General features: G+C 61.0%; 23 protein-coding genes. 16 read left to right on the plus strand and 7 right to left on the minus strand.

Annotation, left to right across the window (positions count from 1 at the left end; genetic code table 11):
* Window positions 1-4: 4 nt before the first annotated feature.
* Genes J5M56_RS09080 through J5M56_RS09120 form a run of 9 tightly spaced genes read left to right on the plus strand, consistent with a single transcriptional unit; the run spans window position 5 to window position 11,294 of the window.
* A complete protein-coding gene (locus J5M56_RS09080) occupies window positions 5-1,168 on the plus strand; it encodes a PilZ domain-containing protein (protein ID WP_060478017.1) in 1,164 nt (387 codons plus the stop codon).
* A 21-nt stretch (window positions 1,169-1,189) separates the two neighbouring features.
* Window positions 1,190-2,641, plus strand: a complete 1,452-nt coding sequence (locus J5M56_RS09085) for a sel1 repeat family protein (protein ID WP_207936538.1) — start codon at window positions 1,190-1,192, stop codon at window positions 2,639-2,641.
* A complete protein-coding gene (locus J5M56_RS09090) occupies window positions 2,638-4,092 on the plus strand; it encodes an alginate export family protein (RefSeq protein WP_207936540.1) in 1,455 nt (484 codons plus the stop codon). Before J5M56_RS09085 ends, J5M56_RS09090 begins: the two co-directional genes overlap by 4 nt.
* A gap of 14 nt (window positions 4,093-4,106) precedes the next feature.
* Window positions 4,107-5,534, plus strand: coding sequence for an MBOAT family protein (locus tag J5M56_RS09095; RefSeq protein ID WP_207936542.1), 1,428 nt, complete (start codon window positions 4,107-4,109; stop codon window positions 5,532-5,534).
* 9 nt (window positions 5,535-5,543) lie between these two features.
* Window positions 5,544-6,638 (plus strand): alginate O-acetyltransferase, encoded by a 1,095-nt coding sequence (locus J5M56_RS09100; RefSeq protein WP_207936544.1) that lies wholly within the window; start codon window positions 5,544-5,546, stop codon window positions 6,636-6,638.
* A gap of 19 nt (window positions 6,639-6,657) precedes the next feature.
* Window positions 6,658-7,287, plus strand: a complete 630-nt coding sequence (locus tag J5M56_RS09105) for an alginate O-acetyltransferase AlgF (protein ID WP_060478022.1) — start codon at window positions 6,658-6,660, stop codon at window positions 7,285-7,287.
* A gap of 27 nt (window positions 7,288-7,314) precedes the next feature.
* On the plus strand, window positions 7,315-8,718 hold the full coding sequence (locus J5M56_RS09110; RefSeq protein ID WP_186478014.1) for an alginate biosynthesis protein AlgX: 1,404 nt from the start codon (window positions 7,315-7,317) through the stop codon (window positions 8,716-8,718).
* Window positions 8,709-9,836 (plus strand): polysaccharide lyase, encoded by a 1,128-nt coding sequence (locus J5M56_RS09115; RefSeq protein WP_207936546.1) that lies wholly within the window; start codon window positions 8,709-8,711, stop codon window positions 9,834-9,836. The genes J5M56_RS09110 and J5M56_RS09115 overlap by 10 nt, the downstream gene beginning before the upstream one ends.
* 3 nt (window positions 9,837-9,839) lie before the next feature.
* Window positions 9,840-11,294 carry a right-handed parallel beta-helix repeat-containing protein gene (locus J5M56_RS09120; protein WP_207936548.1) on the plus strand — a complete coding sequence of 485 codons (1,455 nt, stop codon included), beginning with the start codon at window positions 9,840-9,842 and terminating at the stop codon, window positions 11,292-11,294.
* Window positions 11,295-11,330: 36 nt separating this feature from the next.
* On the opposite strand, the gene J5M56_RS09125 is transcribed toward J5M56_RS09120, so the two are convergent.
* The 4 genes from J5M56_RS09125 to J5M56_RS09140 all read right to left on the minus strand — a co-directional run bounded on the left by J5M56_RS09125 (window position 11,331) and on the right by J5M56_RS09140 (window position 14,510).
* A complete protein-coding gene (locus J5M56_RS09125; protein ID WP_060478025.1) occupies window positions 11,331-11,762 on the minus strand; it encodes a GNAT family N-acetyltransferase in 432 nt (143 codons plus the stop codon).
* A gap of 38 nt (window positions 11,763-11,800) precedes the next feature.
* A complete protein-coding gene (locus J5M56_RS09130) occupies window positions 11,801-12,496 on the minus strand; it encodes a glutathione S-transferase N-terminal domain-containing protein (RefSeq protein WP_207936550.1) in 696 nt (231 codons plus the stop codon).
* Window positions 12,497-12,570: 74 nt separating this feature from the next.
* Complete coding sequence (locus J5M56_RS09135; protein ID WP_060478027.1) at window positions 12,571-13,071, minus strand: PaaI family thioesterase; 501 nt, start codon at window positions 13,069-13,071, stop codon at window positions 12,571-12,573.
* 56 nt (window positions 13,072-13,127) lie between these two features.
* On the minus strand, window positions 13,128-14,510 hold the full coding sequence (locus J5M56_RS09140; RefSeq protein ID WP_060478028.1) for an amino acid permease: 1,383 nt from the start codon (window positions 14,508-14,510) through the stop codon (window positions 13,128-13,130).
* Window positions 14,511-14,772: 262 nt separating this feature from the next.
* On the opposite strand from J5M56_RS09140, the gene gcvA reads away from it, so the two are divergent.
* Window positions 14,773-15,672: a transcriptional regulator GcvA gene (gene gcvA / locus J5M56_RS09145; protein WP_207936552.1), complete on the plus strand. Its 900-nt coding sequence runs from the start codon at window positions 14,773-14,775 to the stop codon at window positions 15,670-15,672.
* Between the two features lie 102 nt (window positions 15,673-15,774).
* Window positions 15,775-17,025, plus strand: coding sequence for an aspartate aminotransferase family protein (locus tag J5M56_RS09150; RefSeq protein ID WP_186478191.1), 1,251 nt, complete (start codon window positions 15,775-15,777; stop codon window positions 17,023-17,025).
* A 3-nt stretch (window positions 17,026-17,028) separates the two neighbouring features.
* Here the strand turns inward: J5M56_RS09150 and J5M56_RS09155 are convergent, their stop codons facing one another.
* Window positions 17,029-17,331, minus strand: coding sequence for a hypothetical protein (locus J5M56_RS09155; protein WP_054892710.1), 303 nt, complete (start codon window positions 17,329-17,331; stop codon window positions 17,029-17,031).
* 184 nt (window positions 17,332-17,515) lie between these two features.
* Between J5M56_RS09155 and J5M56_RS09160 the strand changes: the two genes are divergently transcribed.
* Window positions 17,516-17,941 carry a hypothetical protein gene (locus tag J5M56_RS09160; protein WP_186478007.1) on the plus strand — a complete coding sequence of 142 codons (426 nt, stop codon included), beginning with the start codon at window positions 17,516-17,518 and terminating at the stop codon, window positions 17,939-17,941.
* A 73-nt stretch (window positions 17,942-18,014) separates the two neighbouring features.
* On the plus strand, window positions 18,015-20,126 hold the full coding sequence (gene fusA, locus J5M56_RS09165; RefSeq protein WP_207936554.1) for an elongation factor G: 2,112 nt from the start codon (window positions 18,015-18,017) through the stop codon (window positions 20,124-20,126).
* A gap of 114 nt (window positions 20,127-20,240) precedes the next feature.
* Here fusA and J5M56_RS09170 read toward each other — a convergent pair whose 3' ends face one another.
* Window positions 20,241-21,680: a SulP family inorganic anion transporter gene (locus J5M56_RS09170; protein ID WP_207936556.1), complete on the minus strand. Its 1,440-nt coding sequence runs from the start codon at window positions 21,678-21,680 to the stop codon at window positions 20,241-20,243.
* Between the two features lie 91 nt (window positions 21,681-21,771).
* Window positions 21,772-22,932, minus strand: coding sequence for a hypothetical protein (locus J5M56_RS09175; protein ID WP_207936557.1), 1,161 nt, complete (start codon window positions 22,930-22,932; stop codon window positions 21,772-21,774).
* 140 nt (window positions 22,933-23,072) lie between these two features.
* Here J5M56_RS09175 and J5M56_RS09180 point away from each other — a divergent pair, with 140 nt between their 5' ends.
* From J5M56_RS09180 to J5M56_RS09190, 3 genes are all read left to right on the plus strand, one after another.
* Window positions 23,073-23,807 carry a secretin N-terminal domain-containing protein gene (locus J5M56_RS09180; RefSeq protein ID WP_243430638.1) on the plus strand — a complete coding sequence of 245 codons (735 nt, stop codon included), beginning with the start codon at window positions 23,073-23,075 and terminating at the stop codon, window positions 23,805-23,807.
* 487 nt (window positions 23,808-24,294) lie between these two features.
* Window positions 24,295-25,620, plus strand: a complete 1,326-nt coding sequence (aceA, locus tag J5M56_RS09185) for an isocitrate lyase (protein WP_060478034.1) — start codon at window positions 24,295-24,297, stop codon at window positions 25,618-25,620.
* Window positions 25,621-26,240: 620 nt separating this feature from the next.
* Window positions 26,241-26,654 carry an NADH-quinone oxidoreductase subunit A gene (locus tag J5M56_RS09190; RefSeq protein WP_011534614.1) on the plus strand — a complete coding sequence of 138 codons (414 nt, stop codon included), beginning with the start codon at window positions 26,241-26,243 and terminating at the stop codon, window positions 26,652-26,654.
* The last annotated feature ends 3 nt before the right edge of the window (window positions 26,655-26,657 follow it).

Below are 26,657 nucleotides of genomic sequence, written 5' to 3' on the forward strand. Positions count from 1 at the left end.
GCATATGAGTACCACGAACATCCCCGCGGCCCCGGGCAAAACAGCGGCCAACATCGTCCACGAAGCGGTCGACGAGCGTCAGTATGTGCGCACGCGCATGAACGCCCGCGTGCGCCTGTGCAGTGCCGGCCAGGCGCCGTTCGAGGTAGCCCTGCAGGATATTTCCCTGGGCGGCCTGGGCCTGAGCCACGACGCCCCCCTGAAGATCGGCGCGTTGTATGACGCCTCCATACGCCTGCGCCTGAACCAGATCGACCTGAACATCGACAGCAAGATCCGTATCGTCTCGCAGCGTGGCAGCGAGGTGGGCGCGCAGTTCGTCGACCTCGATGCGCAGAAGCGCGACATTCTGCGCTACCTGATCAGCGCCTACATGTCTGGAGAAATCGCTGATATCAATGGCCTGTTCACGGTCATGCAGCGCGAGAACTACATCAAGGAACGCAAGCACAAGTACGCCAGCGCCCGCACTCCAGGCGCTCGCCTGAAGGCGTTGACGGGCACGCTGTTGTACACCGCCGCTGGCATCGCCGCACTGGCCTTCGTTGGTTACAAAGGCTACCTGCTGTTCTTCCGCATCCCGGCGCTGCAGGCGCAGGTGGCGACCAACGCCCAGGTCATCAGCATGCCCGACAATGGCTATGTGAAATACCTGCTGCCTGCCGGTGCCACCGAGGTGCACGCCGGGCAGCCGCTGGCCAGCATTTCCACACAGCTGGCCACCAGCTTCACCAGCCCTGCCGACATGAAGGCTGTGGCCGACCTGTCGCCGGGTGACCTGCAAACCCTGCTCGGCCGTGCCACCATCGAGACGGTGATCAACAGCCCCTGCGATTGCCAGGTCTACTACCCAAGCCCGCGGGTGGATGGTTACGGCTACAAGGAGGCGCCACTGATGCACTTGCTGCCCAAGGCGCAAGGCATGTTTGTGCGCGCCAATCTGCCGTTCGACAAGCTCGCCGATATCGAGCGGGTTAAGTCGGTGGACATGCAGGTGTTCGGCCTTGACCAGCACTACAGCGGCAAGGTGGTCGATGCGCGTGTCGATGAGGCCAACCGCAATCTGGCACTGACAATCGAGCCTGACAGCCCGCTGCCGGCCGATGCCTACCAGAAAGCGGTGGCGGTCGACCTGTTCCTGGGCCTGCCGTTTGGCGCTGCGCGCTAAACCGCCAAGGACGATAACGCCATGACCGTGAACATGCCCCCCCGCCTGCTGCTGGCCAGCCTGGCCCTGGCCTGCGCCAGCACGGCCAGCGCCGGGCAGAGCCTGGAGCAGATCCGCTACACGCTATACAAGGACCCATCGGCAGAGGTCACTGGCGATCTGCGTCAACTGGCTGAGCGTGGCGATCTGGCCAGCACCTTGCTGCTTGGCGATGTACTGGCCGCACGGCCAGACTCCAGTCCCGCAGAAGTGGTGGCGTTGTACCAGAAGGCTTTCGCCGATGGCCGTGGCATGGTCCCGGCGCTGGCTTCGCTGGCTCGCCTGATCGACCGCACTCCACACCTGCGCGAAGCGCAGCGCCCATGGATGACCCAGGCACTGACGCGCTACCCGGCCAACCTCGACCCGCGTAACACCAGCACCACGCTGGAAGTGTTTCTGACCTATCCCGAGCTCGTCGAACCTGCTCAGGCCGCACAACTGTTGGCGCTGTACGAACAGGCCTGCCTGCTCAACTGCCGCCCGGAGCTCTACCATGCCGTGCTGGCCGAACGCCAAGGCCGGCGCAGCGAAGCCGAACGCTGGTACCGCCAGGCGGTCAAGGTGGATGCCCGCGCCATCGACCGCTACTACGCCTTTCTCGGCGAGCAGCAGGACCGCTTGTTCCCAGCATTCACCGACCAACTGGAGCCAGAACGCGAGCAGTTGCCGGTGGAGAACATCCACCGCATCGCCGCCTTGCTCGACAGCATTGCCAGCGTGCAGCGTGCCGAACAGGATGCCGACCGCTATGAGAGCCAGAACGGCACAGCCGGTGCCGAAAAGCTGCCGCCGACACCCGAGCAATTGGCTCGCGAAAAGGCTCAGCAAGACGCCTTGGACCTGGCTACCGCCCGCGTTCAACGCTGGCGAGATGTAGCGGTGGCCCGCGGATACGTACCAGCGATGGTATCGAAGGCCAACTACATGATCTCCAACCCGACCGAGCACAACGCCGAGGAAACCCAGGCGCTGATCGATCAGGTGCGCCCGCGCGATCCGACGCGGGCCAAGGCCTTGCAAGCCCAGTTCTACATGGTCAACAACTGGCTGACCATGGACCCGGACAAGGCCCGCGCATTGATCGAAGAACTGCGTGCCAGTGGTTACCCCGGTGCCGGCTTGCTGCTGGGTGAGTACTACAGCAAGGGGGTCGAGGACCAACCTGACCAGGAAAAGGCCCTGGCGCTATTCCAGGCCGAAGCCAACAAAGGCAACACCGCTGCCTGGTACCGCATGGCCACCCTGCACGCCTACGGCCGCGCGCTGTGTCACGACCCAGTCAAAGCCTACACCTATGCCCGCGTAGCGCTGGACCTGGGCGAGCGCAGCGCCAAAAGCCTGGTCAGGCGCCTGGAAAAAACCCTGCCCAAGGATGACATCGAGCGCGCCATGGCCGCTCGCAACGGGCTATTCAAGGAGGCCACCCTGTGAAAGCGCACCACCCCCTGTTTGGCGCCTTGCTCGTCCTGGCGAGCGTGCCGGCGTGCTTTGCCGCCGAAGAAATCACCGGCCCTGAAGCGGACAGCAACGAGCCGGTACGCGTCGTAGCCGCCGATGGCAGCGAACCTGTGATCACCTCCGAAGTGTTCAACAAGCTCACCGTGCAAACCGGCTATGGCCCGCAAGACTCCCAAGTCGGCAGCAACCGGGAAATGTTCTATAGCCTGCGCTACGAACCGTCGTTCGCTTGGTACTCACCGGAAAAGCGCTGGGCGAAATGGATGGTCTACGGCCGCCTGTGGCTGAACTATGACTCCAGCCAGTCGAGCAACCTGACCCTGGAGGCGACCAACAGCAGCGAACGCGAGCAGCCCGAAGGCTGGTATGCCGAAATGCGCGAGCTGTACGTCAAGCGCAACCTAATCGGTGACGACCCGCGCTTTTCAGCCTCATTTGGCCGCCAGCGTTTCTTCGATGACTATGGCATCTGGTGGGATGACAGCCTGGAGTCGCTGCGTTTGAACTTCCAGGACACCTTCTCCGAAGCGTTCTTCGCCGTTGGCCAGAAGTTCTACAACTACAACACCGACGTCAACCAGTTGCCCGACAGTGAGGAGCGCACGACCTACCTGATGGGCCAATACGCCTATCGCTGGAGCCAGAACAACCAGGTTGGCGTGCGCTTGATGCACGAGAACGACCACAGCGGGCACGACGCCGACGACCGCTACGACTTCAAGGGCATGCGCTACGGGTTGTTCTTCAAGGGCGACAACTTGCCTTACCCAGTGCTCAGTGACTACCACCTGGAACTGGCGGCGCTGGACGGCAAAATGGACAACACCAATGGCAACGGCGTCACCACCACCGGCCACAGCAGCAAAGGCTGGGCAGTGCTCGGCGAAGTCGGCAAGCGCTTCGACAGCCTGGCCTGGACGCCACGCCTGGCCCTGCGCGGCGGCCTGACCGACAAACCCAGCGATGAAAACGATGGCTTTCGCCTGAACGCGATCCAGTCCGACCGCATCACCCGTACTGGCTCCTACAGCACCCGCCTGACCAGTTCGTTCGTCGCCCTGGACCTGCGCAACCTGAGCTACTACGGCTTCGCCGTGGAAACCCGCCCCACCCCACGCAGCGCGCTGGACCTGCGGGTTACCCAACTGCAACTGCGCGACCCCGACGGCACCCTACCGATCCGCATGAACGGCGACCAGCGCACGCAGCGTAACCGCGCCATCAGCCAAGGTACCCAGGGCAACGGGCGCAACGTCGGGCAAATGATCGACCTCAACTACTACTGGAAGATGTTTCCGGTGGCTATCGATGGCAAACACCTGGACGTCAACGCGCTGGTCAGCGCCAGTTACCTCAATGCCGGCAGTGCATTGGAAACCGGCGATGACTACCAGTTGAGCGTCGGTGTGGTGATCAGTTACTAAGGAAGGGCCGTGCCATGATCTTCGCCTCCAATGTGTTCCTGTTCCTCTACCTGCCGCTGTTCCTGGCCGTGTACTTCCTGGCCAAAGCGCAGTGGCGGTCAACGGTGATCGTCGCCGCCAGCTACATCTTCTATGCCTGGTGGCGGCCAGACTTCCTGCTGTTGTTCGTCGGTATCACCTACTGGAACTACTGGTTCGGCCTGCGTATCAAGGCACGCCTGGATGCCGGCGACAAACCCATGGCTCTGCGCCTTCTGTGGATCGGTGTGGCCGGCAACCTGTCGACCCTGGGCTATTTCAAATACGCCAATTTCGGCGCCGAAGTACTGGCCATGCTGCTCGCACCGCTGGGCATCAATACCTGGACGCTGGAGAACATCTTCCTGCCACTGGGCATTTCCTTTTACGTGTTCCATGCCCTTAGCTACATCGTCGACATCTACCGCAAGGACGCTACGCCCACGCGCAACTTCATCGACTTCGCCGCCTTCGTCGCGCTGTTCCCGCACCTGGTGGCCGGGCCAATTCTGCGCTACAGCCAGCTGGCGCCACAGCTACGCGAGCGCACCCACTCGCTGGAGCTGTTTTCGCTGGGGGTTTGCCGTTTCATGCTCGGCTTCATCATGAAGGTGTTGATCGCCGACCGCCTGGCACCGATCAACGTGCTGTTCGTCAGCGAAGGTACGCTGCAGTTCAGCGACGCCTGGTTCGGCCTGGTGATCTCGACGCTGCAGCTGTATTTCGACTTCGCCGGCTACAGCCACATGGCCTTGGGCCTGGCACTGATGATGGGCTTTCGCTTCCCGGAGAACTTCAACCAGCCCTACGTGGCGCAGAGCATCACCGAGTTCTGGGCACGCTGGCACATGACCCTGGCGCATTTTTTGCGCGACTACGTGTACATGCCGCTGGTGCGTAAACGGGTGGCCGGTGCAATGCCGGCGCTGATCTGGACCATGCTGCTGTCGGGCCTGTGGCACGGCGCGAGCTTCGCCTTCATCTGCTGGGGCCTGTTCTTTGGCGTTGGCATGGTGCTGGAGCGCAAGTTCAACCTGGCGACCAAGGTTGGCGCGCCTTACAAGCTCGGCCGACACCTGCGCACCGGCCTGCTGATCCTGTTGAGCATGCCGCTGTTCTTCACCATGGACCTGCGCCACAGCATCGATATCTACAAGGCGTTGTTCGGCTTCAACGGCTTCGGCTCGCTGGAGCTGTATGTGCTGGGTGCCTCGAAGATGGCCATGGCCTTCGCTCTGGTGGCGCTGGCCTGGCTGCTGCTGGCCGGCATCAATAATTTGCGCTTCTACGCCGGCAACAAGGAAGGCTACTTCATGCGCCATGTCGGCGCGTTGCACAGCGTGATGCTGTGGGGGGGCTTCCTGCTGGCCCTGAGCAGCCTGGCAGCCAACTCGTTCTCACCCTTTCTGTATTTTCAGTTCTAGGAGAACGCCATGTATCCGGTGATGAATTCGGCCAGCAAGGCCAACGGCATTGTGTTCATTGTGGTGCTGGCGGCCATGTTCCTCTATTCGCTGCCGCCGGTGTTCAGCTTTGCGCGCACCTCGACCGACACCTGGAACCTGTTCGTCGACGGCAAACTGCTGCGCAAGTTCGAGCAAGCCTACGACAAGCGCTTCTTCCTGCGCGACCCGTCGGTTGAGTTGTGGGCCGACGCCCAGTTCCATCTGTTTGGAGAAGGCACCAAGGGCGTGGTACTTGGCAAAGATGGCTGGCTCTACAGCAATCAGGAATACCGCGTACCCAACGATCTAGACGCCAATCTGGCGGCACAACTTGAGCAGATCGCCAAGGTGCGCCTGCAACTGGCAGAGCATGGCAAGCACCTGGTTATTCTGCCATTGCCGATGAAGCTCGACGTCTACGCAGCCCACGCCCAGCATGCTTTCGACCCACGGGTAATCAGCCTCTACGACCGCTTTGTCAGCGAGCTGCAAGGCCGCCAGATGGATGTGGTGCCGTTGCGTGCGGCCTTCCTCGCCAACCTTGAAGGCCCACAGCTGTTTCTCAAGTCCGACACTCACTGGAGCCCTGAAGGCGCACGGCTGTCGGCCTATGAATTGGCACGTCAGCGCCCGCAATTGCTCGGCGACCAAGTCTACGTTTCGCACAAGGCCGGCGACAAAAGCGTCAAGGGTGACTTGATGAATTACATCCAGTTCGACCACGCCCGCCTGGCCCCCCAGTTCGGCCCCAACTCCATCGCCCTCTACGAAACCCTCAAGGCCGAGCAAGGTGCCGACGACCTGTTCGCCGAACAAGACCAGAGCCTGATGCTGGTCGGCACCAGCTACAGCAAGATCGACGACTGGAACTTCGTCGGCTTTCTCAAGGAAGCGCTCAACCGCGACCTGTTGAGCATTGCCGTGGAAGCGCGGGGCCCGTTCGAGGCGATGAACCAGTTCCTCGCCAGCGATCAACTGGCAAGTTCCCAGATCGACACCGTGGTGTGGGAATTCCCGCTACGCACCCTGCTCGCCCACCGCCCAGGCTCACTTAGCCGTAGCGCTGCGCCCCAGCATTTCTGACGAATCAAGGAGAGTCCGAATGAAGCTTACCCACCTGTTCACCGCCATCGCCCTGGCCACCGCCGGCCATACCGTTCTGGCTGCCGAGGGCAACGCTGACCTATACGACGCCGTGGCCCCTGCCGACTCGGCCTTCGTGCGGGTGCTGAACCTGTCCGACAGCAACATCGACGTCAGCCTCAGTGGCAAGGTCAACCCGCAGCGGGTCGCCGCCGGGCAGCTCAGCGGCTATCGGTTCACACCCGCAGGCCCGCACAAGATCACCATCGCCGGTAAATCCATCGAACCGCAGCTCAAGGCCAATGCCGCGAGCACCGTGGTGTACGACGGCAAGCAGCTCAAGCTGATCAGCGACAAGTACGTCAATGAGCCGAAAAAGGCGCAGATCGCCTTCTATAACCTGACCCAGAACCCGGCAGCGCTGAAGACCTCCGATGGCAAGCACGACGTGGTGCAGACCCTGGGCAATGGTGAGACCGGCACGCGCATGGTCAATGAGATCAAGATCGACTTCGCTGCCTACCAGCAGGACACCAAAGTTGCCAGTTTCGACGAGCAGTTCCTGAAGAAGGGGCGCTCGTACAGCTACGTACTGCTGCCGGGCAACCGCAGCATGACCCTGGCCAACAGCATCGACCCGACCGAGTGACGATTGCTCAGCAAGGATGAATGGCACATGAAGACCCTTGTACCTGTTGCCCTGAGCGTTGCCATCGCGCTGCTCAGCCTGCCCAGCCAGGCCGCGCAACCCGCCCAGGCGGGCAAGCCTGGTTGCGAGAACCTGCAGTGCATGGTGTGCCCGGCTTTGAGCGACCCGCAACGCTATGCCGAAGGGCGCATGAAGTTGATGCGCGAGATCGTGCCTGGCAAGGATCGCTGGCTGTTCCGTTCGGCCGTAGACCTGACCAATGAATTCGGTATTCCAGCACCGATGCGCCCGGAGTTCGCGCGCCTGATGCATGCGTTCGAACGCCAGGGCATTCATGTGGCCATGGCGATCCAGCCGACCCGCGGGCTGATGCACCGCGACAAGCTGTTCGCCAACCAGCTGCACGGTTTCGACTACGCCCGCGCCAGCGGTAATCTCGCCACCTACCTTGGCCAACTGCGCCAGAGCGGCGCGGTGGTAGCGCCGATGATGCAACTGGTACAGCAGCCGCCCAAAGGCGAGTACTTCTTCCGCCGTGACCACCACTGGACACCAGCTGGGGCTGAGGCCACGGCGAAGCTGATGGCCGAAGAAATCCGTCGCCAACCGTTCTATGCCGGGCTGACCAAAAAGCAATACCGTACCGAGCCGGGCGTGATGGTGCCAAAGGACGGCACGCTGAACCTGGCGATGAGTTCACTGTGCGGCAACAACTATGGTTTTCAGTACGTGCGTGGCTACCAGACGGTTCCGGTGGCCAGTGGCGGCGATGCGCTGTTCGATGACGCGCCGGACCCTGAGGTGATCCTGGTGGGTGACAGTAACGCCGCCGCCCGCGAGGACGAAAGCAAGCAGTTCAACTTCGACGGCTACCTCAAGCAATACCTGAACGTCGACGTACTGAACTATGCCCTGCCTGGGGTTGGCGAAGACGGCTCGCTGCTCGAGTACCTGTTGTCCAGCGACTACAAGCCCAAGGCACCGCCCAAGCTGATCGTCTGGGAGCTGCCGGCCAACTACCGGTTGGACTCGCCGTTGATGTACCGGCAACTGGTGCCGGCCATTCAAGGCGGCTGCGCGGCAAGCCAGCAGGTTCTGGAAAGCAAACTCAAGCGTCCGGCCTTGAAGGTGGGTGAGCGCATCGAGCTGCTGAGCAATGCGGGCAGTGGCCGCCAGTCGCTTTCCAAAGGCTTTCTGGACATTCGTCTGAGCGACAAGAACGTCAAGGATTTCTACATCATCGTCTATTACGACAACGGCGCGCGGGACAAGGTGTGGTTCCGCCGTGAGGCGGCGGTGACTGGCGGCCAATATTATCTGGAACTGAGCAAAGCACCGGAATTCGCCGGCGCCAACCTGTTATCGGTATTCATGGAGCCGACCAAGGCCGGTACCGCAGCGACCGCCGTGGAGACCCGTCTATGCCTATGAGCAAACTATTACCGGGCATCGGGTTACTGGCCATGAGCCTCGTGTTCCCCCACGCCCATGCGGCGCAGTCCATCTGGCCGGCACACCCCACGCCGCAATCGGCCATGATTGCCGATTACCGTACCCTGGTCTGCACCAAGGAACCGCCAGCACCTTTTACCGGCAGCCTGCGCCTGCAGAGCAAGTACGACCAGCGCGATGCAAGCAAGTCGACACTGCGCAGCAGCCCCGACGCCGACAGTGAACGTATCGGCAAGCAGGTCAAGCAGTTCGTCGGCGGCCTGATCTACGCCAGCAAGCGCTTCCAGGGCGCCAAGAAGCCGCAGGACGCCAACATGGCGCTGGCCTGTCAGGACCAGTGGCTGCAGCGCTGGGCCGACGCTGGCGCCCTGCTCAACCCTGATGCCACCGGCACCGGCATGGCGGCGCGCAAATGGGCGCTTGCGGCCATGGCTGGCACCGTGCTGCTTACCCAGGCAGCCAGCAACGGCAAGCTGCAACTGAGCGATGCACAGCGTACCTGGTTCACCGACCTTGGCGAGTTGGTGATCCGTGAATACGACCCCCGCCGCAGCGCCAGCGGCGTGTACTTCAACAACCACGACTATTGGGCAGCCTGGGCGGTGGCAGCCACCGGCATGCTGGTTGGCCGCGACGACTTCATCCGCTGGGCCGATGGTAATTTGCGCCGCGGCCTGGCTCAGGCCGTGCGCTCCAACCAGGGCAACTACGCCTACCTGCCGCTGGAGGTGGCGCGCAGCAAGCTGGCAGCCAACTACAGCCAGTACGCCCTGGTGCCGCTGGTGCTGCTGAGCGAGTCGGCGCGCGCCAACGGCCTGCCGTGGAGCAGCCAAGACCAGCAGACACTCGACCTGCTGGCCAATTTCGCCGCGCGCACGGTGCTCGACCCCGCCGACCTACCGGAACTCAAAGGCCAGTCGCAAAGCGATGTGGCGCCATACAAGATGGCGTGGCTGATCCCGTTTCTGCAGCGCAATCCTGGCCATGCGCTGGCGCGTCAGCTGTACGACAGCCAAGACGGCGAGGTGGACAACTACAGCCAGCTCGGCGGCCCGATCAAAGCCTTCTATTCCCCTGTGCCCGGATCAAGGAGCTGACCCATGGCTGCCCTCGCCCGCTTTTCCTTCACCTGCCTGGCTGCGCTGTGGCTGGCAGGCGCTGCCCAGGCCGCCAGCCAGGCGCTACCGGCCAACCAGATCGTCGATACCCTGCCGGCTGAGCAACGCCAGCTCAAGGCCGATCAATTGCGCCAGCAGGTGCGCCAGGCAGTCGCCTTTGCGCAAACCGAACGGCAGCGCCCGGCCGGGCGTGCCAGTGTCAGCCTGCAACCGATGTTTTCTTCTCAGGCCGGCAGCTGGCCCTTCGAGCCATTGGTCAACAACGGCCTGTTCCGCGCCATCGCCGGTTATCAGGCACACCACCCACAAGTGGTGATGCTCCGTGGTGGCAGTATCACGCTGGCGCAGTTGCATGACGCACTCAACAACCCGCGAGTGCTCAAGCGCTACAAAGACGGCTACCTGTTGAGCTACCCGCTGATGATCGGCAGCGACGCCGGCCTGGTCCTTGAAGGCACCAGTCTGTACCTGGCGAGCTTCTCCGGTACGGCACTGATCAACCAGGGCTGGCTTAGCCTAAACCAGTCCAGCCTGCAGAGCATGGCCGGCGACAAACCGGCTAGCACCGACCGCGCGTGGCGGCCCTTCGTTGTGGCCTGGGCTGGCAGCCATACCCAGGTGCTGGGTTCGACCCTCAAGCGCCTGGGCTACAACGCCAACCTCTCGCGGGGCTTGACCACCGCCTTAAGTTCTCAGCAGGCAGCCAGTACTCGCCTGGCCACGGTGATCATCCGCGATAGCCAGTTCAGCGAAATGTCCACGGCGGTGGAGTTGCAGCATAGCCAGGCGACCATCAGCACCAGCCAGTTCGAGCGCTCGCAACAATACGCCGTGGATGTGCAGAACAGCCAGGTCAAGTTGCAAGGCAACCAACTACGTGGCATCGACAACAACAGCGGCGTACGACTGCGTGGCAAGACGCGGGCCTTGGTCGAAGACAACCTTATCCTTGGCGCGACCAAGGCTGGGATCGAAATCACCGAACAACAGGGCGCAGTGCTGCTGGCTGGCAACCGCATCGGCGACAGCCGCGGCAACGGCATTCAGTTGCGCAGCCTGACACCAACTGCGGCGGCGCCACTGGTAATCGACGACAACCTGCTGGCCAGCAGCCAAGGCAGCGCAGTGGACGCCAGCGAGGTCGGCGCCGTGGCCCTGCTGGACAACCGTATCGGCAATACCGCCGAATACGCCGTCAGCCTGCGCAATACGACGCCGCTGGCCGGGCCGTTGCTGCTCAGTGGCAACCGCCTTGGCCGGGTCGGCAAGGCGCTGGTCAGGGTCGAGGGGGTTCGGGACGTGGTGTTGGGCGGCAACAGCTTCGACGGCAAACCGTTGTTGCAGAACCTGTTGATTGGTGACTTGTTGCCGCTGCAAGGGCAGCTGCTAGAGGCGACTGTTCGCCAGGGCGCAACGGTGCGGGTAAGGCAGCCATGAGGTATCGGTTGCAGTGATTTGCCGGGCCGGTAGCGGTCAACCAATGGCCCGTTGCATCCTCACGAAACACTCATCGTTACCCATGTCGATGAAACCCTGGCGCAGGTACAACTGCCGCGCCGGGTTGCTCTTGAACACCATCAATCGCAGCAGCGGCAAACGGCGCTGCGCGGCCCATCCCGCCAGTGTCTGCAATACCTGACTGCCTACCCCTCGCCCCCGGTGTTGCTCACTCAGGTGCAGTTCACGAATGAACAGTGCCTGCCGATCCTGGCTAAGGCTACAAAAACCCAGCACCTGATCATCCTGCATCACCAGCCATTGCTCGCGCCAAGCCCACGCTTGATCGAAGGCCTCCTCGACCCACAATAGGCCGAACTCGTGGTAATAGGGCAACATCGCCCGCCGAGTAAGGTCACGGGCGAAGTCGCGATGGGCATCGCTTGCGCCAATCAATTCAACGGGCATGCTGCACACCTGCGGCGTTCGAGGTTCAGCCTCGCTGGTCAGGCTGGGATTTTGAGGCCACGCTGTACCGCCGGGCGCTCGAGGAATTTCGCCAATACCCGCTGCACCTGCGCAAACTGATCGAAACTTACCAGTTCGCGGGCGTTGTAGCGCTCTACCAGGTTGCGCACCCATGGGAAAATGGCGATATCGGCAATGCTGTATTCATCGACCATCCAATCACGCCCCTTCAGGTGCCGATCGAGCACACCCAAGAGACGCTTCGATTCATTGACATAACGGTCACGGGGGCGCTTGTCCTCGTATTCCTTGCCAGCGAAGAAATGGAAGAAACCCACCTGGCCGAACATCGGCCCGATGCCGCCCATCTGGAACATCAGCCACTGCAGGGTTTGATAACGTTGGGCCGGGTCGTTGCTCAGCAGCTGGCCGCTTTTCTCCGCCAGGTACTGCAGGATTGCCCCCGACTCGAACAGCCCCAGCGCCTGGCCGCCTGGCCCATTGGGGTCGAGGATGGCCGGAATCTTGTTATTAGCGCTCAGCGAGATGAACTCGGGGCTCAACTGGTCATCGCTATCGAAGCTGACCTTGTGCGGCTCGTAGGGCAGGCCAATCTCCTCGAGCATGATCGAGACCTTCACGCCATTGGGAGTGGGCAGCGAGTACAGCTGCAGCCACTCGGGATGCTTGGCGGGCCATTTACGGGTGATGGAGAAAGCGCTCAAGTCGGTCATGGTGGTTTTTAGCCTTGTGGGTGGACGTACCACTGTAGTGACATCCCGCGCGGCTGACCATCACCGGCCATTGATCAACTGGCCTTGCCATGGGCCTTGAGTTTGAGCTTTTCGGTATCCACCCGCGCGAATACCGAGTCGGCACTCACCGTCAGCACATCGCCGGCCCAGACTTCACAGATCACCCGCGTCTTGCGCCCGACTTCACCTTCGACCCGGGCCCTGAGCAGCAGCTCCACGCCCATGGGGGTAGGTTTGAGGTAGTTCAGCCCAAGGCTTGCGGTAACGCAATCGATGCGCGGCAGGCTCCCCGCTTCCCGGCCTTCGGCGCGGTAGTGATGCGCCATCGCCGTCCAGTTCGAATGGCAGTCGACCAACATGGCCAGCAGGCCACCATAGACCAGGCCAGGCCAGCCGATGAAGGTGCTGTCGGGTGAATGCCGGCACAGCAGGTGAATGCCGTCGGCATCCCAGTAGCTTTGCAGGTGCAGCCCACTTGGGTGGGAGCAGCCGCAGCCGTAACAGGTACCTTCGGGTGCGGCCAGTGCTTGAAGGGAGGGAATCGGATCGTTCATACGCTGCCTGTGCTTGTTGAAATGGGGGCGCGAAACGCCCCCATTAAAGCAGAAGCTCAAGCCGGTTGGGCGAGCGCCTTTCCACCCTTCTGGGTCAGCGACACCAGCAGGATGAATGCGGTCACGCCAGCGGTCATCAACGTCTCGTAGCGATAGGCGTCGCTGAGCAGCATGTAGCCCAGGACCATGACGATAGTGCCGATGACCAGCCAGGTCAGCCAAGGGAACAACCACATCTTCAACTCCAGTGCACGCCCCTCCCGCTCGGCACGTGCCCGCATGCGCAATTGCGACACGGCGATCACCAGGTACACCAACAATGCGATGGCACCGGTGGTGGACAGCAGGAACCCGAACACCTTGCCTGGCAGTACATAGTTCACGAAGCAACCGACGAAGCCTGCCAGGGTGGAGACGATCACCGCAACGGTCGGCACACCGGCACCAGAAATACGCTTGGTCATGCTCAGAGCCTGGCCGCGGGCGCCCAGTGAATAGAGCATGCGCGAAGCGGTGTACAGGCCAGAGTTCATGCAACTGGTCACAGCCACCAGCACCACCAGATCGACCAGCAGCTTGGCGCCTGGCACGTTCAGCACCTCAAGCACTCGCTGGAACGAGCCCACTGCCTTGAGGCTCGGATCGTTCCAAGCCACCAGCGACACCACCAGAAAGATCGACGCCAGGTAGAAGATCGCGATGCGGTAGACCACAAGGTTGGTGGCACGGCGGATCTTGTCCTTGGGGTTGGCAGTTTCGTCGGCCGCAATGGTGACGATCTCAGCGCCGAAGAACGAGAAGATGGTGATCAGCACCCCACCGAGCACTGTGCCGAAACCGTTGGGCATGAACCCACCGTTTTGCCAAAGATGGCCAATGCCAGATACCTCGGCCAGCGGCCAGAAGCCGAACACCGCCAGGCTGCAGACCACGATGAAGGCGATGATCGCGACCACTTTGACCAATGCGAACCAGTACTCGAAAGCACCGAAGTTCTTGACGCTGATCAGGTTGGTGGCCGACAGCACCACCATGATCACAAAGGCGAACAACCAAGACGGCACGTCGGGGAAATAGGCATGCAGGATGTCTGCGCCAGCGATGGCCTCGACCGGAATGATCAATACCCAGAACCACCAGTAAAGCCAGCCAATAGTGAAGCCGGCCCAAGGGCCGATCGCCTCGCTGGCGTAAGTGGAGAACGACCCGCTATTGGGGTTGGCAATGGCCATCTCGCCCAGCATGCGCATGACCAGCAGCACCAGTAAGCCGGTCATGGCATAGGAAATGAGGATGGCTGGGCCGGCGGTAGCGATGGCGTTCGATGAGCCAATGAACAGGCCGGCACCAATGATGCCAGCGATTGAAATCATCGACACCTGACGCGAAGTCAGGCCGTGCTGCAAGGACCGCTGTTTGTTCTTATTTGGCGAAACCATGGTGAACCCTCGAATGGGTCGGCCGCTATACGGCACTCGGCCGTGGCGGCTGAAAGTTGAAGCAGAATTCAGGTAATAGGGTGTTCGTTGTTTTTGTTTTATATCGCCGGTTGCGCATAGCCCTCCTCTTTGCGGTACCGGTTGTAATCGTTGTTCAAGGTCAGTATTAATCTATAAGGCGAGGTCAACAAACGACCTTTTCGAAACACATGATTCCATTGCGGAATGAACTCTTTCCTTTTTTGCTGGGTACGCCTTTGCTATGTCCAAACGCCTGATGCCCTCGACCACTGCCCTGCAGTGCTTCGAAGCTGCCGCCCGGCACCTGAGCTTCACCCGTGCAGCCCAAGAGCTGCACCTGACCCAGAGCGCCGTCAGCAAGCAGGTCGCGCAGCTTGAAGAGATGCTGTCGCATTCGCTTTTCCAACGGATTCGCAGGCGCCTGCACCTGACTCCGGCTGGGGCGCTGTACCTCACTGAAGTGAACAAGATCCTCACCCAGATCGACATCTCCAGCCGTTACATCCTCAGCTACGGCGACGAGACCGAAGTGCTGCGCATCGCGACCCAGCCGACCTTCGGCGCACGCTGGCTGATACCTAGACTCAAGGGTTTCGGCGAGCGCCATCCTCGCATTCACTTGGACATTCGCAACGAACTGGAGCCATTCGACCTGGTGCAGGCCAAAGCTGACATCGCGTTCTTTTTCGGTCAGGGCACCTGGCCCGGCGCCACATGCATCGCGTTGTTCAGCGAGGACGTGGTTCCTGTGTGCGCGCCAGAGCTGCTGGCCCGGCACCGGTTCGACAGCGCAGAGGCGCTCATCGAACACCGCCTGCTGCAATGCGCATCGCGCCCTGAAGCTTGGCACGAATGGTTCCAGGGGCTGGGTCTACATAGCCAGAACAGCTACCACGGCCCACGCTTCGACACGTTCTACCTGTGCATCCGCGCGGCCATCGCCGGCTGCGGGGTCGCTCTGATCCCACGCTACCTGGTGGCCGAGGAACTGAGCGAAGGCAAGCTGGTGATCGCCTGGGACCACCCGGTGCCAAGCAACGGTCGGCATTTCATCGCCCATGCCGAACATGCCGCCGAAGTGCCCAAGGTCAAAGCGTTCGTGCAGTGGATCCGCGAGCGGGTGGCCGAGCAAGACCAGTAAAGATCGCGAATTCAGGGAATGATCGCAATCGAATAATTCGTTTGCAGAATAATACCGCGGCGCGCTTGGATAATAGGAAACATGAACAAGGTCCGCGTGCCCATGAAGCTGGAAAGTATCAGTCAATCCATCGCCATCGTTCACCCGATTACACTTTCCCATGGCCGCAATGCCGAAGTCTGGGATACCGATGGCAAGCGTTACATCGACTTTGTCGGCGGTATCGGCGTGCTGAACCTGGGCCATTGCAATCCGGCTGTGGTCGAAGCGATCCAGACCCAGGCCAGCCGCCTGACCCATTACGCGTTCAACGCCGCGCCTCATGGCCCCTATCTGGAATTGATGGAGCGCCTGAGCCAGTTCGTGCCGGTCAGCTACCCGCTGGCAGGCATGCTCACCAACAGCGGTGCCGAAGCCGCCGAAAACGCTCTGAAGGTGGCACGCGCAGCCACCGGCAAACGCGCCATCATCGCCTTCGACGGTGGCTTTCATGGCCGTACCCTCGCCACCCTGAACCTCAACGGTAAGGTCGCGCCATACAAGCAGCGGGTCGGTGAGCTGCCGGGGCCCGTCTATCACCTGCCCTATCCCAGCGCAGATACCGGCGTCAGCTGCGAGCAGGCGCTCAAGGCCATGGAGCGCCTGTTCAGCGTGGAGCTGGCGGTGGAAGATGTAGCGGCTTTCGTCTTCGAGCCCGTGCAGGGCGAAGGGGGCTTCCTCGCCCTGGACCCGTCATTTGCCCAGGCGCTGCGGCGGTTCTGCGACGCGCATGGGATCCTGATCATCATCGACGAAATTCAGTCCGGTTTTGGCCGCACTGGCCAGCGCTTTGCCTTCCCGCGCCTGGGCATCGAGCCGGACTTGCTGCTGCTGGCCAAGAGCATTGCCGGTGGCATGCCGCTGGGCGCAGTGGTCGGGCGCCAGGACTTGATGGCCGCCCTGCCCAAGGGTGGCCTAGGAGGAACCTATTCAGGCAACCCGATCGCCTGTGCGGCGGCACTGGCCAGCTTGGCGCAGATGACCGACGAGAACATCGCTACCTGGGGTGAACGCCAAGAGCAGGCGATTGTGGCCAGGCATGCCCGCTGGAGGGCCGCTGGCCTGAGCCCATACCTGGGCCGCCTGACCGGTACAGGCGCCATGCGCGGCATCGAGTTGGTCAATGCAGACGGCAGCCCTGCACCGGCTCAGCTGACCAAGCTGGTGGAGGCCGCACGGGCCAAAGGCTTGTTGCTGATGCCTAGCGGCAAGGCACGGCACATCATTCGCCTATTGGCGCCGCTGACCATCGAAGCTGAGGTACTCGAGCAGGGGCTGGATATCTTCGAGCAGTGCCTGGCCGAGCTCGAGTGAAGCTTACAGGCCCAGCTCTTCCGGGGTGAGCATGTCGGATTCGAAGGCGATCCAGCCGCCTTCGAGTTCGGCATGGCCGTTGACGATCGGGCCATAGTAGGTAAGGCCGTTTTCCAGCGTTACGCAGATGTGCGTTGCCGATTTCTCCGGGGCTGCCAGCGTACCGACGAAATGCACCTTTTTCAGGGTTTCGGTCACCGCTTCCAGGCCAACACGCATGCCGGGGTTTTCCGAGGCCTCGGTATCGCCCCCGCGGTCTTCGGCGCTGACGGTCACGGTGGCAGTGTAAGGGTACTTGGTGCTCAAGCGGGTTACCTCGAAAAATGTCTAAGCGTGAAGGCGCGTAGAGTACGGCAGGTGATTCCAGTTGTCTCTACCAGCCTCCTCACAGGTGGCCTGCACCAACAGGCCAGCCTGCAACAGGTGATCTGAAGGGGCTGATCTGTTAGGGTGCCCGCCGATGTACGCCATACCACACGAGGACACCTGCGTGAGCGCCGAACAACCCATGATCGCCGACCTGTTCGAGGTCGACAAACGCCTGACCCTCAAGCCCGTCGTGGACTTCAACAGTTATCTGCGCAACGCCTTCGGCGAAGGCCCGTGCAGTTGTCACCGCTGTGCCGAAGGCTGCGACCAAAGCGGCTACAGCCACGCGCACACCTTCACCTTCGAAGGCCGCCAATGGCACCGCCGCTTTGCCAGCACTGCTGGTAGCGACGTGGCGCAAGTTCTGAAAAAGGCCTGGCTGTCCTACACCAAAGCCGATCTGAGCTTGGTTGGCGCGCTGGACTTCAGCACCCTCAAGACCTTCACCGAACCTGCCTTGCACGAACGCCTGCTGGTCCTGTTGCCCGCCAGCGGGCTGGCCCGCGAAATCGACGGCCAGTGGGTGCTGCAAGCGCAGGCGGACTGACGGCCCGACGGTCAAGCAAGATTCGCCTGCTCTGCTACCGTGGGAGAATCCGTACCGCCGCAGGTAGTCCACCATGGCCCGCACAACCCCCATCGAGCTGTACCGCAATATCGGTATCGTCGCCCACGTTGATGCGGGCAAGACCACCACTACCGAGCGCATTCTGTTCTATACCGGGGTCAACCATAAGATGGGCGAGGTGCACGACGGCGCCGCGACCATGGACTGGATGGCCCAAGAGCAGGAGCGCGGTATCACCATCACCTCGGCGGCAACTACAGCATTCTGGCAAGGCTCGACCAAGCAGTTTCCCGATAGGTACCGCTTCAACATCATCGACACACCCGGCCACGTCGATTTCACTATTGAAGTCGAGCGTTCACTGCGCGTGCTCGACGGCGCGGTCGTGGTGTTCAGTGGCGCCGATGGCGTCGAGCCGCAGTCAGAGACGGTTTGGCGCCAGGCCAACAAATACCACGTGCCACGCCTGGCCTACATCAACAAGATGGATCGCCAGGGTGCCGATTTTCTACGGGTGGTCAAGCAGATCGATCAGCGCCTGGGCCACCACCCGGTGCCGATTCAGCTGGCCATCGGCAGCGAAGAAAACTTCATCGGCCAGATCGACCTGGTGAAGATGAAGGCCATTTACTGGAACGACAACGACCAGGGCACCAGCTACCGCGAAGAAGAGATTCCCGCTCAATTGCAGGCGCTGGCCGATGAATGGCGCGCACACATGGTCGAGGCCGCCGCCGAGGCCAATGATGAGCTGACCCTCAAGTTTTTGGAGGGTGAAGAGCTGAGCATCGATGAAATCAAGGCCGCCTTGCGCCAGCGCACCATCGCCAATGAAATCGTTCCGACCATTCTCGGCTCTTCGTTCAAGAACAAGGGCGTACCGCTAATGCTCGATGCGGTTATCGACTACCTCCCTGCTCCGTCGGAAATCCCAGCGATCAAGGGCACCGACCCGGACGATGAAGACAAGCACCTGGAGCGCCACGCCGACGACAAAGAGCCCTTCTCTGCCCTGGCCTTCAAGATTGCGACCGACCCGTTCGTTGGCACCCTGACCTTCGCCCGTGTGTATTCAGGCGTGCTCAGTTCGGGGAATGCTGTGCTCAATTCGGTCAAAGGCAAGAAGGAACGCATCGGCCGGATGGTGCAGATGCATGCCAACCAGCGCGCCGAGATCAAGGACTTATGCGCCGGCGACATCGCCGCGCTGATCGGCATGAAGGATGTCACTACCGGCGACACGCTATGCGACATCGACAAGCCCATCATCCTCGAACGCATGGACTTCCCCGACCCAGTGATCTCGGTGGCAGTGGAGCCCAAAACCAAGGGCGACCAGGAAAAAATGGGCATAGCGCTGGGCAAGCTGGCTCAGGAAGACCCCTCCTTCCGCGTGCGCACAGACGAAGAAACCGGCCAGACGATCATCTCTGGCATGGGCGAGTTGCACCTGGACATCATCGTCGACCGCATGAGGCGTGAATTCAACGTCGATGCCAATATCGGCAAGCCGCAGGTGGCCTACCGCGAAAAGATCCGCAACACCTGCGAGATCGAAGGCCGCTTCGTGCGCCAGTCTGGCGGGCGCGGCCAGTATGGCCATTGCTGGATTCGGTTCGCTCCGGGCGATGAAGGCGCCGAAGGCCTGGAGTTCATCAACGAAATCGTCGGCGGCGTGGTACCGCGCGAGTACATCCCGGCAATCCAGAAAGGCATCGAGGAACAGATGAAGAATGGCGTGCTGGCCGGCTACCCGCTGATCAACCTCAAAGCAGCAGTGTTCGATGGCTCGTACCACGACGTTGACTCCAATGAAATGGCCTACAAGATCGCCGCCTCCATGGCCACCAAGCAGTTGTCGCAAAAAGGCGGCGCAGTGCTGCTGGAGCCGGTGATGAAAGTTGAAGTGGTAACGCCGGAGGAGTACCAAGGCGATATTCTGGGCGACCTGAGCCGGCGCCGCGGGATGATCCAGGACGGCGACGAGACGCCGGCCGGCAAAGTGATTCGTGCTGAAGTACCGCTGGGCGAGATGTTCGGCTACGCCACCTCGATGCGCTCGATGACCCAAGGCCGGGCGAGTTTTTCCATGGAGTTCACCCGGTACGCCGAGGCGCCGGCAAGTATCGCCGACGCGATCGTGAAGAAGAATCGCGCAGAATAAGCCTTTGTTCTGCGCTGGCCCACTCGGCTATGGCCGCACACAGGGGCGAATGCATGCTTTGAGGTGCCCACCAACCTGCGTGGGCTTTAGTCGCGAAAGTACCAGCACCTTCCTTCAGTGCTGCTCGCCCGCGCGTCTGAGCAACTTCTTGCAGCGCTCCGACAGGTGCACCACGCGCAGGTGCTTACCCGCCTTTTCATAGCGCTCACGCAGGGTCTGCAATGCAGCGATGGCCGAATAATCGACAAAACTCAAATGCTGGCAGTCTAGGGTGACCTTGGCCGGGTCATTGGCTGGATCGAACTGGTTGAGAAAGGGCGTGACCGAGGCAAAGAACAGCGTGCCATGTACCTGATAATGCTTGCCCTCGCCGTCCTGATGGCTGTCGGCGTAGAGCTCGCGAGCATGCTGCCAGGCAAAATTCACGGCGGCGATGACGATGCCGAACAGCACCGCCATGGCCAGGTCGGTGAACACAGTCACCACCGTTACCGCGATGATCGCCAGCACATCGCTCAGCGGTACTTTGTGCAGCACTCGCAACGACGCCCAGGCAAAGGTCTGCTGGGCCACCACGAACATCACCCCGACCAGCGCCGCCAGCGGAATACGCTCGATCAGCGGCGACAGGAACAGCACGAACAGCAGGATCATCACCCCGGCCGCCACGCCCGAGAGCCGGCCACGGCCATTGGAGCTGAGATTGATCACGGTCTGGCCAATCATGGCGCAGCCACCCATACCGCCGCACAGTCCGGAGACCATGTTGGCTGCGCCCAACGCCACGCACTCGCGATCCGGGTAACCGCGGCTTTCGGTGATCTCGTCGGTTAGGTTCAATGTAAGTAGCGTCTCGAGTAGGCCCACCATCGCCATCAGCACCGCATAAGGCGCAATGATATTCAGGGTTTCCAGGCTCCAAGGCACATCCGGCAGCGCCAGTTGCGGCAAGCCGCCGGCAATGTGCGCCATGTCGCCAAGGGTGCGCGTGGGCAGATCGAGCAGGTACACCAGTGCGCCAACTCCAAGAATCGCCACCAGTGCTGGGGGCACCGATCGGGTCAGCTTCGGCAGCACGTAGACCACCAGCATGGTCAGCACCACCAGGCCGATCATCAGATACAGCGATGTGCCCTTGAGCCAATGCTCACCCTCCTTGAAGTGTTCCAGCTGAGCCATGGCAATGACGATCGCCAGGCCATTGACGAAGCCAAGCATCACCGGATAAGGCACCAGCCTTACCAACTTGCCCAGGCGCAGCAAGCCGAACAGAATCATCACCCCACCGCCGAGCAAGACCGTGGCCAACAGATACTGCACACCGTGTTGCACCACCAGCGCGACGATGACCACCGCCATGGAGCCTGCAGCCCCGGATATCATTCCTGGGCGACCGCCGAACAACGCAGTCAGCGTGCAAATGATGAAGGCACCATACAGCCCCATCAAAGGGTTGAGATGGGCTACCAAGGCAAAGGCAATGCACTCGGGAACAAGGGCGAACGAGGTGGTCAGGCCGGCGAGCAGGTCGGCACGTAGTCGGGCGGGCTTCATGGGTATCCTGTGGTGCGGTCCAGGCGGACGGGCGGTGAATCGGGGGCGCGATGTTACGGAATTCGTCTGACAGCGGCCAGCGCAAGGTGTTTCAGCAAAGGCTGCGGGTCAGCCATTGGGCCATCGAAGCATCTTCCAAGGCATATTCGCCGCGATTGGCTTTCCACACCAGTTCCTTGTCGCGCAGGGCGTCCAGAGCCTTTTGCACGTTCGGCGTACTGGCTGTGACCTCCACGCCGCCCTGCTCAAGCTTGCGCGTTATCTGCAGCAAGGTGTGCTCGGTGAATGGCGAGAACGGCTGTCGGCTCTGCGCTCGCTCGGCCATCACCTGAAGCACTGCCTGTTGCAAGGGCGAAAGCTCGTTCCAGGCACTTTCGTAATCGCTCCAGACTCCAGCTTGGTGATTGAGTGCACCGGTGCGTAGCAACTCTCCCAGGTTGGCCGCTTCGCCCAGCCCGACACTGACCTCAGCCAGCAGTTTATTGAGCATTTCCGGCCGCCTCCCAACCAGTTCGAACGCATATTCCATGTCCTGCACCTTGAACTGGTTGCTGGCCGCCAGGCGCTGGTTCCACAGCTCGGTGATGAAGCCGACGTACTCCCGGCCTAGCAATGGAAACGGGGTAATGCTGGCCCCATAGAAGGGCTGCTTGCTCTTGAGCACCAGGTTGGCGAGCTTGTCGCGGCTGGACCCTGTGAACACCAGGCGCAGACCGTCCGGGCAGTCGCCCCGGTTGAGATGGTCACGGGCGGCCTTGAGGGCGAACATGGCGTTAAGGCCATCCTCACTGTTAAGAGCGTGCTGAGCTTCGTCGATGATCAACACTATCATTTGCCCTGAGATCTGATGCAGTACTGCCAGCGCCTGGGCCAGGGTAGTGCCTGCGGGTAACTGGGGCTTGGTGAAGTCCCAGCTGAGGGTGCGCAGCAGGTTGATCTTGTCGATGCCGGCTTTTTTCGCCGCCTTCGCCAGGGCGCCCTCGAAACTACTCAACGCCGCGCCAATCGCCCCGCTGATCAGATCAGCCGGAGCTGCGTCCCGATCTGACCACAGGTCGACATACACCGGTAGCCAACCCCGCAGCCTGCACTGCGGGATGAAATCATTATTGAGGAAGGTACTTTTGCCGGTACGCCTGGGTGCAGCCAGAAACATACCGGAGCTGTAGTCCACCAGGGACTCACCGGCCAAGTCCTGCGCCAGCGCCTTGGCAAGCGGTTCACGACGCAAAAGCGGGCGGGAGGGCGACATGGGATTATCCTGAATTATCCTGCTGACTATAATTTATAGCCTACAAGATAAAATCAGATAAAGCACCGTGCGTGACCCGAGCCCGGCAAACGGCTGGCAAATTTGCCATCATGTGGATTCCAATCGCGGAGAACATGAACATGCCGCTACGCCCTCTATTCGCATCGCTGCTGCTGGCAGTCAGCGTACCTGCGCTGGCCGCCACCGAAGTTGTGCCGCTGCAGCATCGCAGCAGCGCCGAACTGCTGCCGGCCGCCCAGGCCTTGATCGGCCGCGACGGTACCGTCAGCGCTTTCGAGAACAAGCTGATCGTCAATGCCAGCGCCGAGCGCATCGACGACTTACGCGCCTTGCTACAGCAACTGGACACTGTACCCAAGCGCCTGGTGATCAGCGTCGACAACAGCGACAGCAATTACCAGGACACCCGCGGCGAAGGCCAGGTGATCCATTACGGCACCAGCAACCGCGAGGGCGGCCTGCAACAGATCCAGGCCAGCGAAGGCCAACCGGCACTGATCCAGATCGGCCAGAGCATCCCGATCACCAGCACCAGCACCGACGGCTACGGTCGCGTCCAAAGCAACACTGAGTACCGCAATGTAACCCAAGGTTTTTATGTTACGCCGAGCCTGATCGGGGACAGGGTTCGCCTGCAAATCAGCAGCAATAATGATCGATTGAGCCAGGAACGTGCTGATGTAGTGAAGGTACAAAGCACCGACACGACAGTCAGCGGAAGGCTTGGCGAATGGATCACCCTGGCCGGTTACAACCAGCAGAGCCAAGCCGAACGCGACCCTTCGAGCCGTACATACAGCACCCAACGGGGTGAAAACATGACATTGCGGGTCAAAGTCGAGCTTCTGGACTGATCCCTGCAAATTCAAGGCCTCGACCAAAGGCCTCGAAACTGACTGCCAAGTCGCATTAGACCAAAGATGTAGTAATAGAAAAAAAGCACTACAAAACGTTTGACAGGGTGTTTTTCCCAAGGGCATGATGGCCTCGCTCCCGCTAATCAGGGGCCCTGACAAGGGCCTTCGAGGCGCACTCCTCTCACCCCTGGAGGCGTCTCGTGTCTATACGGCCCACAAGGCGGTTCGACGGGATTGCGACTGCAACGAAGAAGTTGTCCCGAGGGACGGAAGCGCATCACCGCAGTTCTGGCAATCGCGTCGCACCGCAGCAAGGCATCCACGAGCCGACCTGCCGGAGCACACTGGCGCCTGGCCTGCACCTTCTTCCCCTTCGAGCCTTCGCGTTCGCCGCCGCACGCCCTGACAGACACCCGCCTGGCCCCTGCTTCGCCCCGAGCATCAGCACAATTAACCCAAGATCGATGCGACGAGGTTTATTTCCATGGCACTGACACGCGAACAGCAAATTGCAGCCCTCGAGAAAGACTGGGCCGAGAACCCGCGCTGGAAAGGCGTGACCCGTACCTACTCCGCCGCCGATGTCGTTCGCCTGCGTGGCTCCATCCAGCCCGAGCACACTTTTGCTCGCCAAGGCGCTGAAAAACTGTGGAAGCTGGTCACCGAAGGTGCTCACCCGTCCTTCCGCCCCGAAAAAGATTTCGTCAACTGCATGGGCGCCCTTACCGGCGGCCAGGCAGTGCAACAGGTCAAAGCCGGCATCCAGGCCATTTACTTGTCCGGCTGGCAGGTGGCTGCAGATAACAACTCGGCCGAGTCCATGTACCCGGACCAGTCGCTGTACCCGGTGGACTCGGTCCCCACCGTGGTCAAGCGCATCAACAACGCTTTCCGCCGTGCTGACCAGATTCAATGGAAAGCCGGCAAGAACCCTGGCGACGACGGCTACATCGATTACTTCGCTCCGATCGTCGCAGACGCCGAGGCCGGGTTCGGCGGCGTGCTGAACGCATACGAGCTGATGAAGAACATGATCGAAGCAGGCGCTGCCGGCGTGCACTTCGAAGACCAACTGGCCTCGGTGAAAAAATGCGGCCACATGGGTGGCAAGGTATTGGTGCCGACCCAGGAAGCGGTGCAGAAGCTGGTAGCCGCGCGCCTGGCTGCCGACGTGTCGGGGGTACCAACCATTATCCTGGCCCGTACCGACGCCAATGCCGCTGACCTGCTGACCAGCGATTGCGATCCGTACGACCAGCCGTTCGTGATTGGCGAGCGTACCCGTGAAGGCTTCTACAAGGTGCGCGCTGGCCTCGACCAGGCGATCGCCCGCGGCCTTGCCTACGCCCCTTACGCCGACCTGATCTGGTGCGAAACCGCCAAGCCGGATCTGGATGAGGCCCGTCGCTTCGCCGAAGCGATCAAGAAGGAGTACCCGGACCAGATCCTGTCGTACAACTGCTCGCCTTCGTTCAACTGGAAGAAGAACCTGGACGACGCCACCATCGCCAAATTCCAGCGCGAGCTGTCGGCCATGGGTTACAAGCACCAGTTCATCACGCTGGCCGGTATTCACAACATGTGGCATGGCATGTTCAACCTGGCGCATGACTATGCCCGCAACGACATGACCGCCTATGTGAAACTGCAGGAACAGGAGTTTGCCGACGCCAACAAAGGCTACACCTTCGTGGCGCACCAACAAGAGGTGGGCACCGGCTACTTCGACGACATGACCACCGTGATCCAGGGTGGCGCTTCGTCGGTGACTGCACTGACCGGTTCGACCGAGGAAGAGCAGTTCCACTGATAGGGGGTTGCTGATGAGCAAAGGCCCGGGGCTTGCGATAGCCCTGGGCCTTTTTATTTATGCAGCGTGGTGGCGCTTGTGACTGGCGCTAGACCAATTCCGCCATCCCCTAGCAGCCCTCACCCCACATCTCCAGCCAGCAGCTATGCTGTGCTGGCACCCGCGCAAAACGATGCATCAGTGACCTGACGCAACAATTATTGATCCAGAGCGGTGCGCGTGGCGCTGGAGGGTGCTAGAACACCTACTTTTTCGCGCCTGCAAAAAGGGCAAGTAGGCATATCAACTTTGCAAGGGGCGTAGAATCGAACTAATAAGCAGCAGGACAAATGATATTAATTATCATTACGAGACTTGTAATTCGTTACCAGTCGCAAGAAACATAATTAACAAAACCCCATGCAATGCCCGAATTTCAAGGCTTTCAGCCAGTTAGGCGCGGGTTTTGCTCTAAAACCTAGGAATAAATTTGCAACGGAAATTTTACTTGCTGGGGCTTTACCCATAAAATCAGCCCGATTGATTCAGCTGCGACATTTGGTCACTGCACCTGCGACACCTCGTCGCCGCTCTACTTATTTCAGACTGCAGAGCTGGGTCTCTGTATAAGGATTTCTCGCATGTCCGATTCGGCAGGACTCATCGCCCACAACTGGGGCTTTGCCATCTTCCTTTTGGGTGTCGTCGGCCTGTGTGCCTTCATGCTCGGCCTCTCCAGCCTGCTTGGTAGCAAGGCTTGGGGCCGCGCCAAGAACGAACCCTTCGAATCCGGCATGCTGCCCGTCGGCAGCGCCCGCCTGCGCCTGTCCGCCAAATTCTATCTGGTCGCGATGCTGTTCGTGATCTTCGATATCGAAGCCCTCTTCCTGTATGCATGGTCTGTGTCCGTCCGCGAAAGCGGCTGGACCGGATTCGTCGAAGCACTCGTTTTCATAGCAATTCTGTTGGCAGGTCTTGTCTACCTATGGCGCGTCGGGGCCCTTGACTGGGCTCCCGAAGGTCGCCGCAAGCGGCAAGCGAAGCTGAAACAATGAGGC

This window comes from Pseudomonas sp. 51_B (assembly GCF_017491595.1).
Lineage (GTDB): Bacteria > Pseudomonadota > Gammaproteobacteria > Pseudomonadales > Pseudomonadaceae > Aquipseudomonas > Aquipseudomonas promysalinigenes.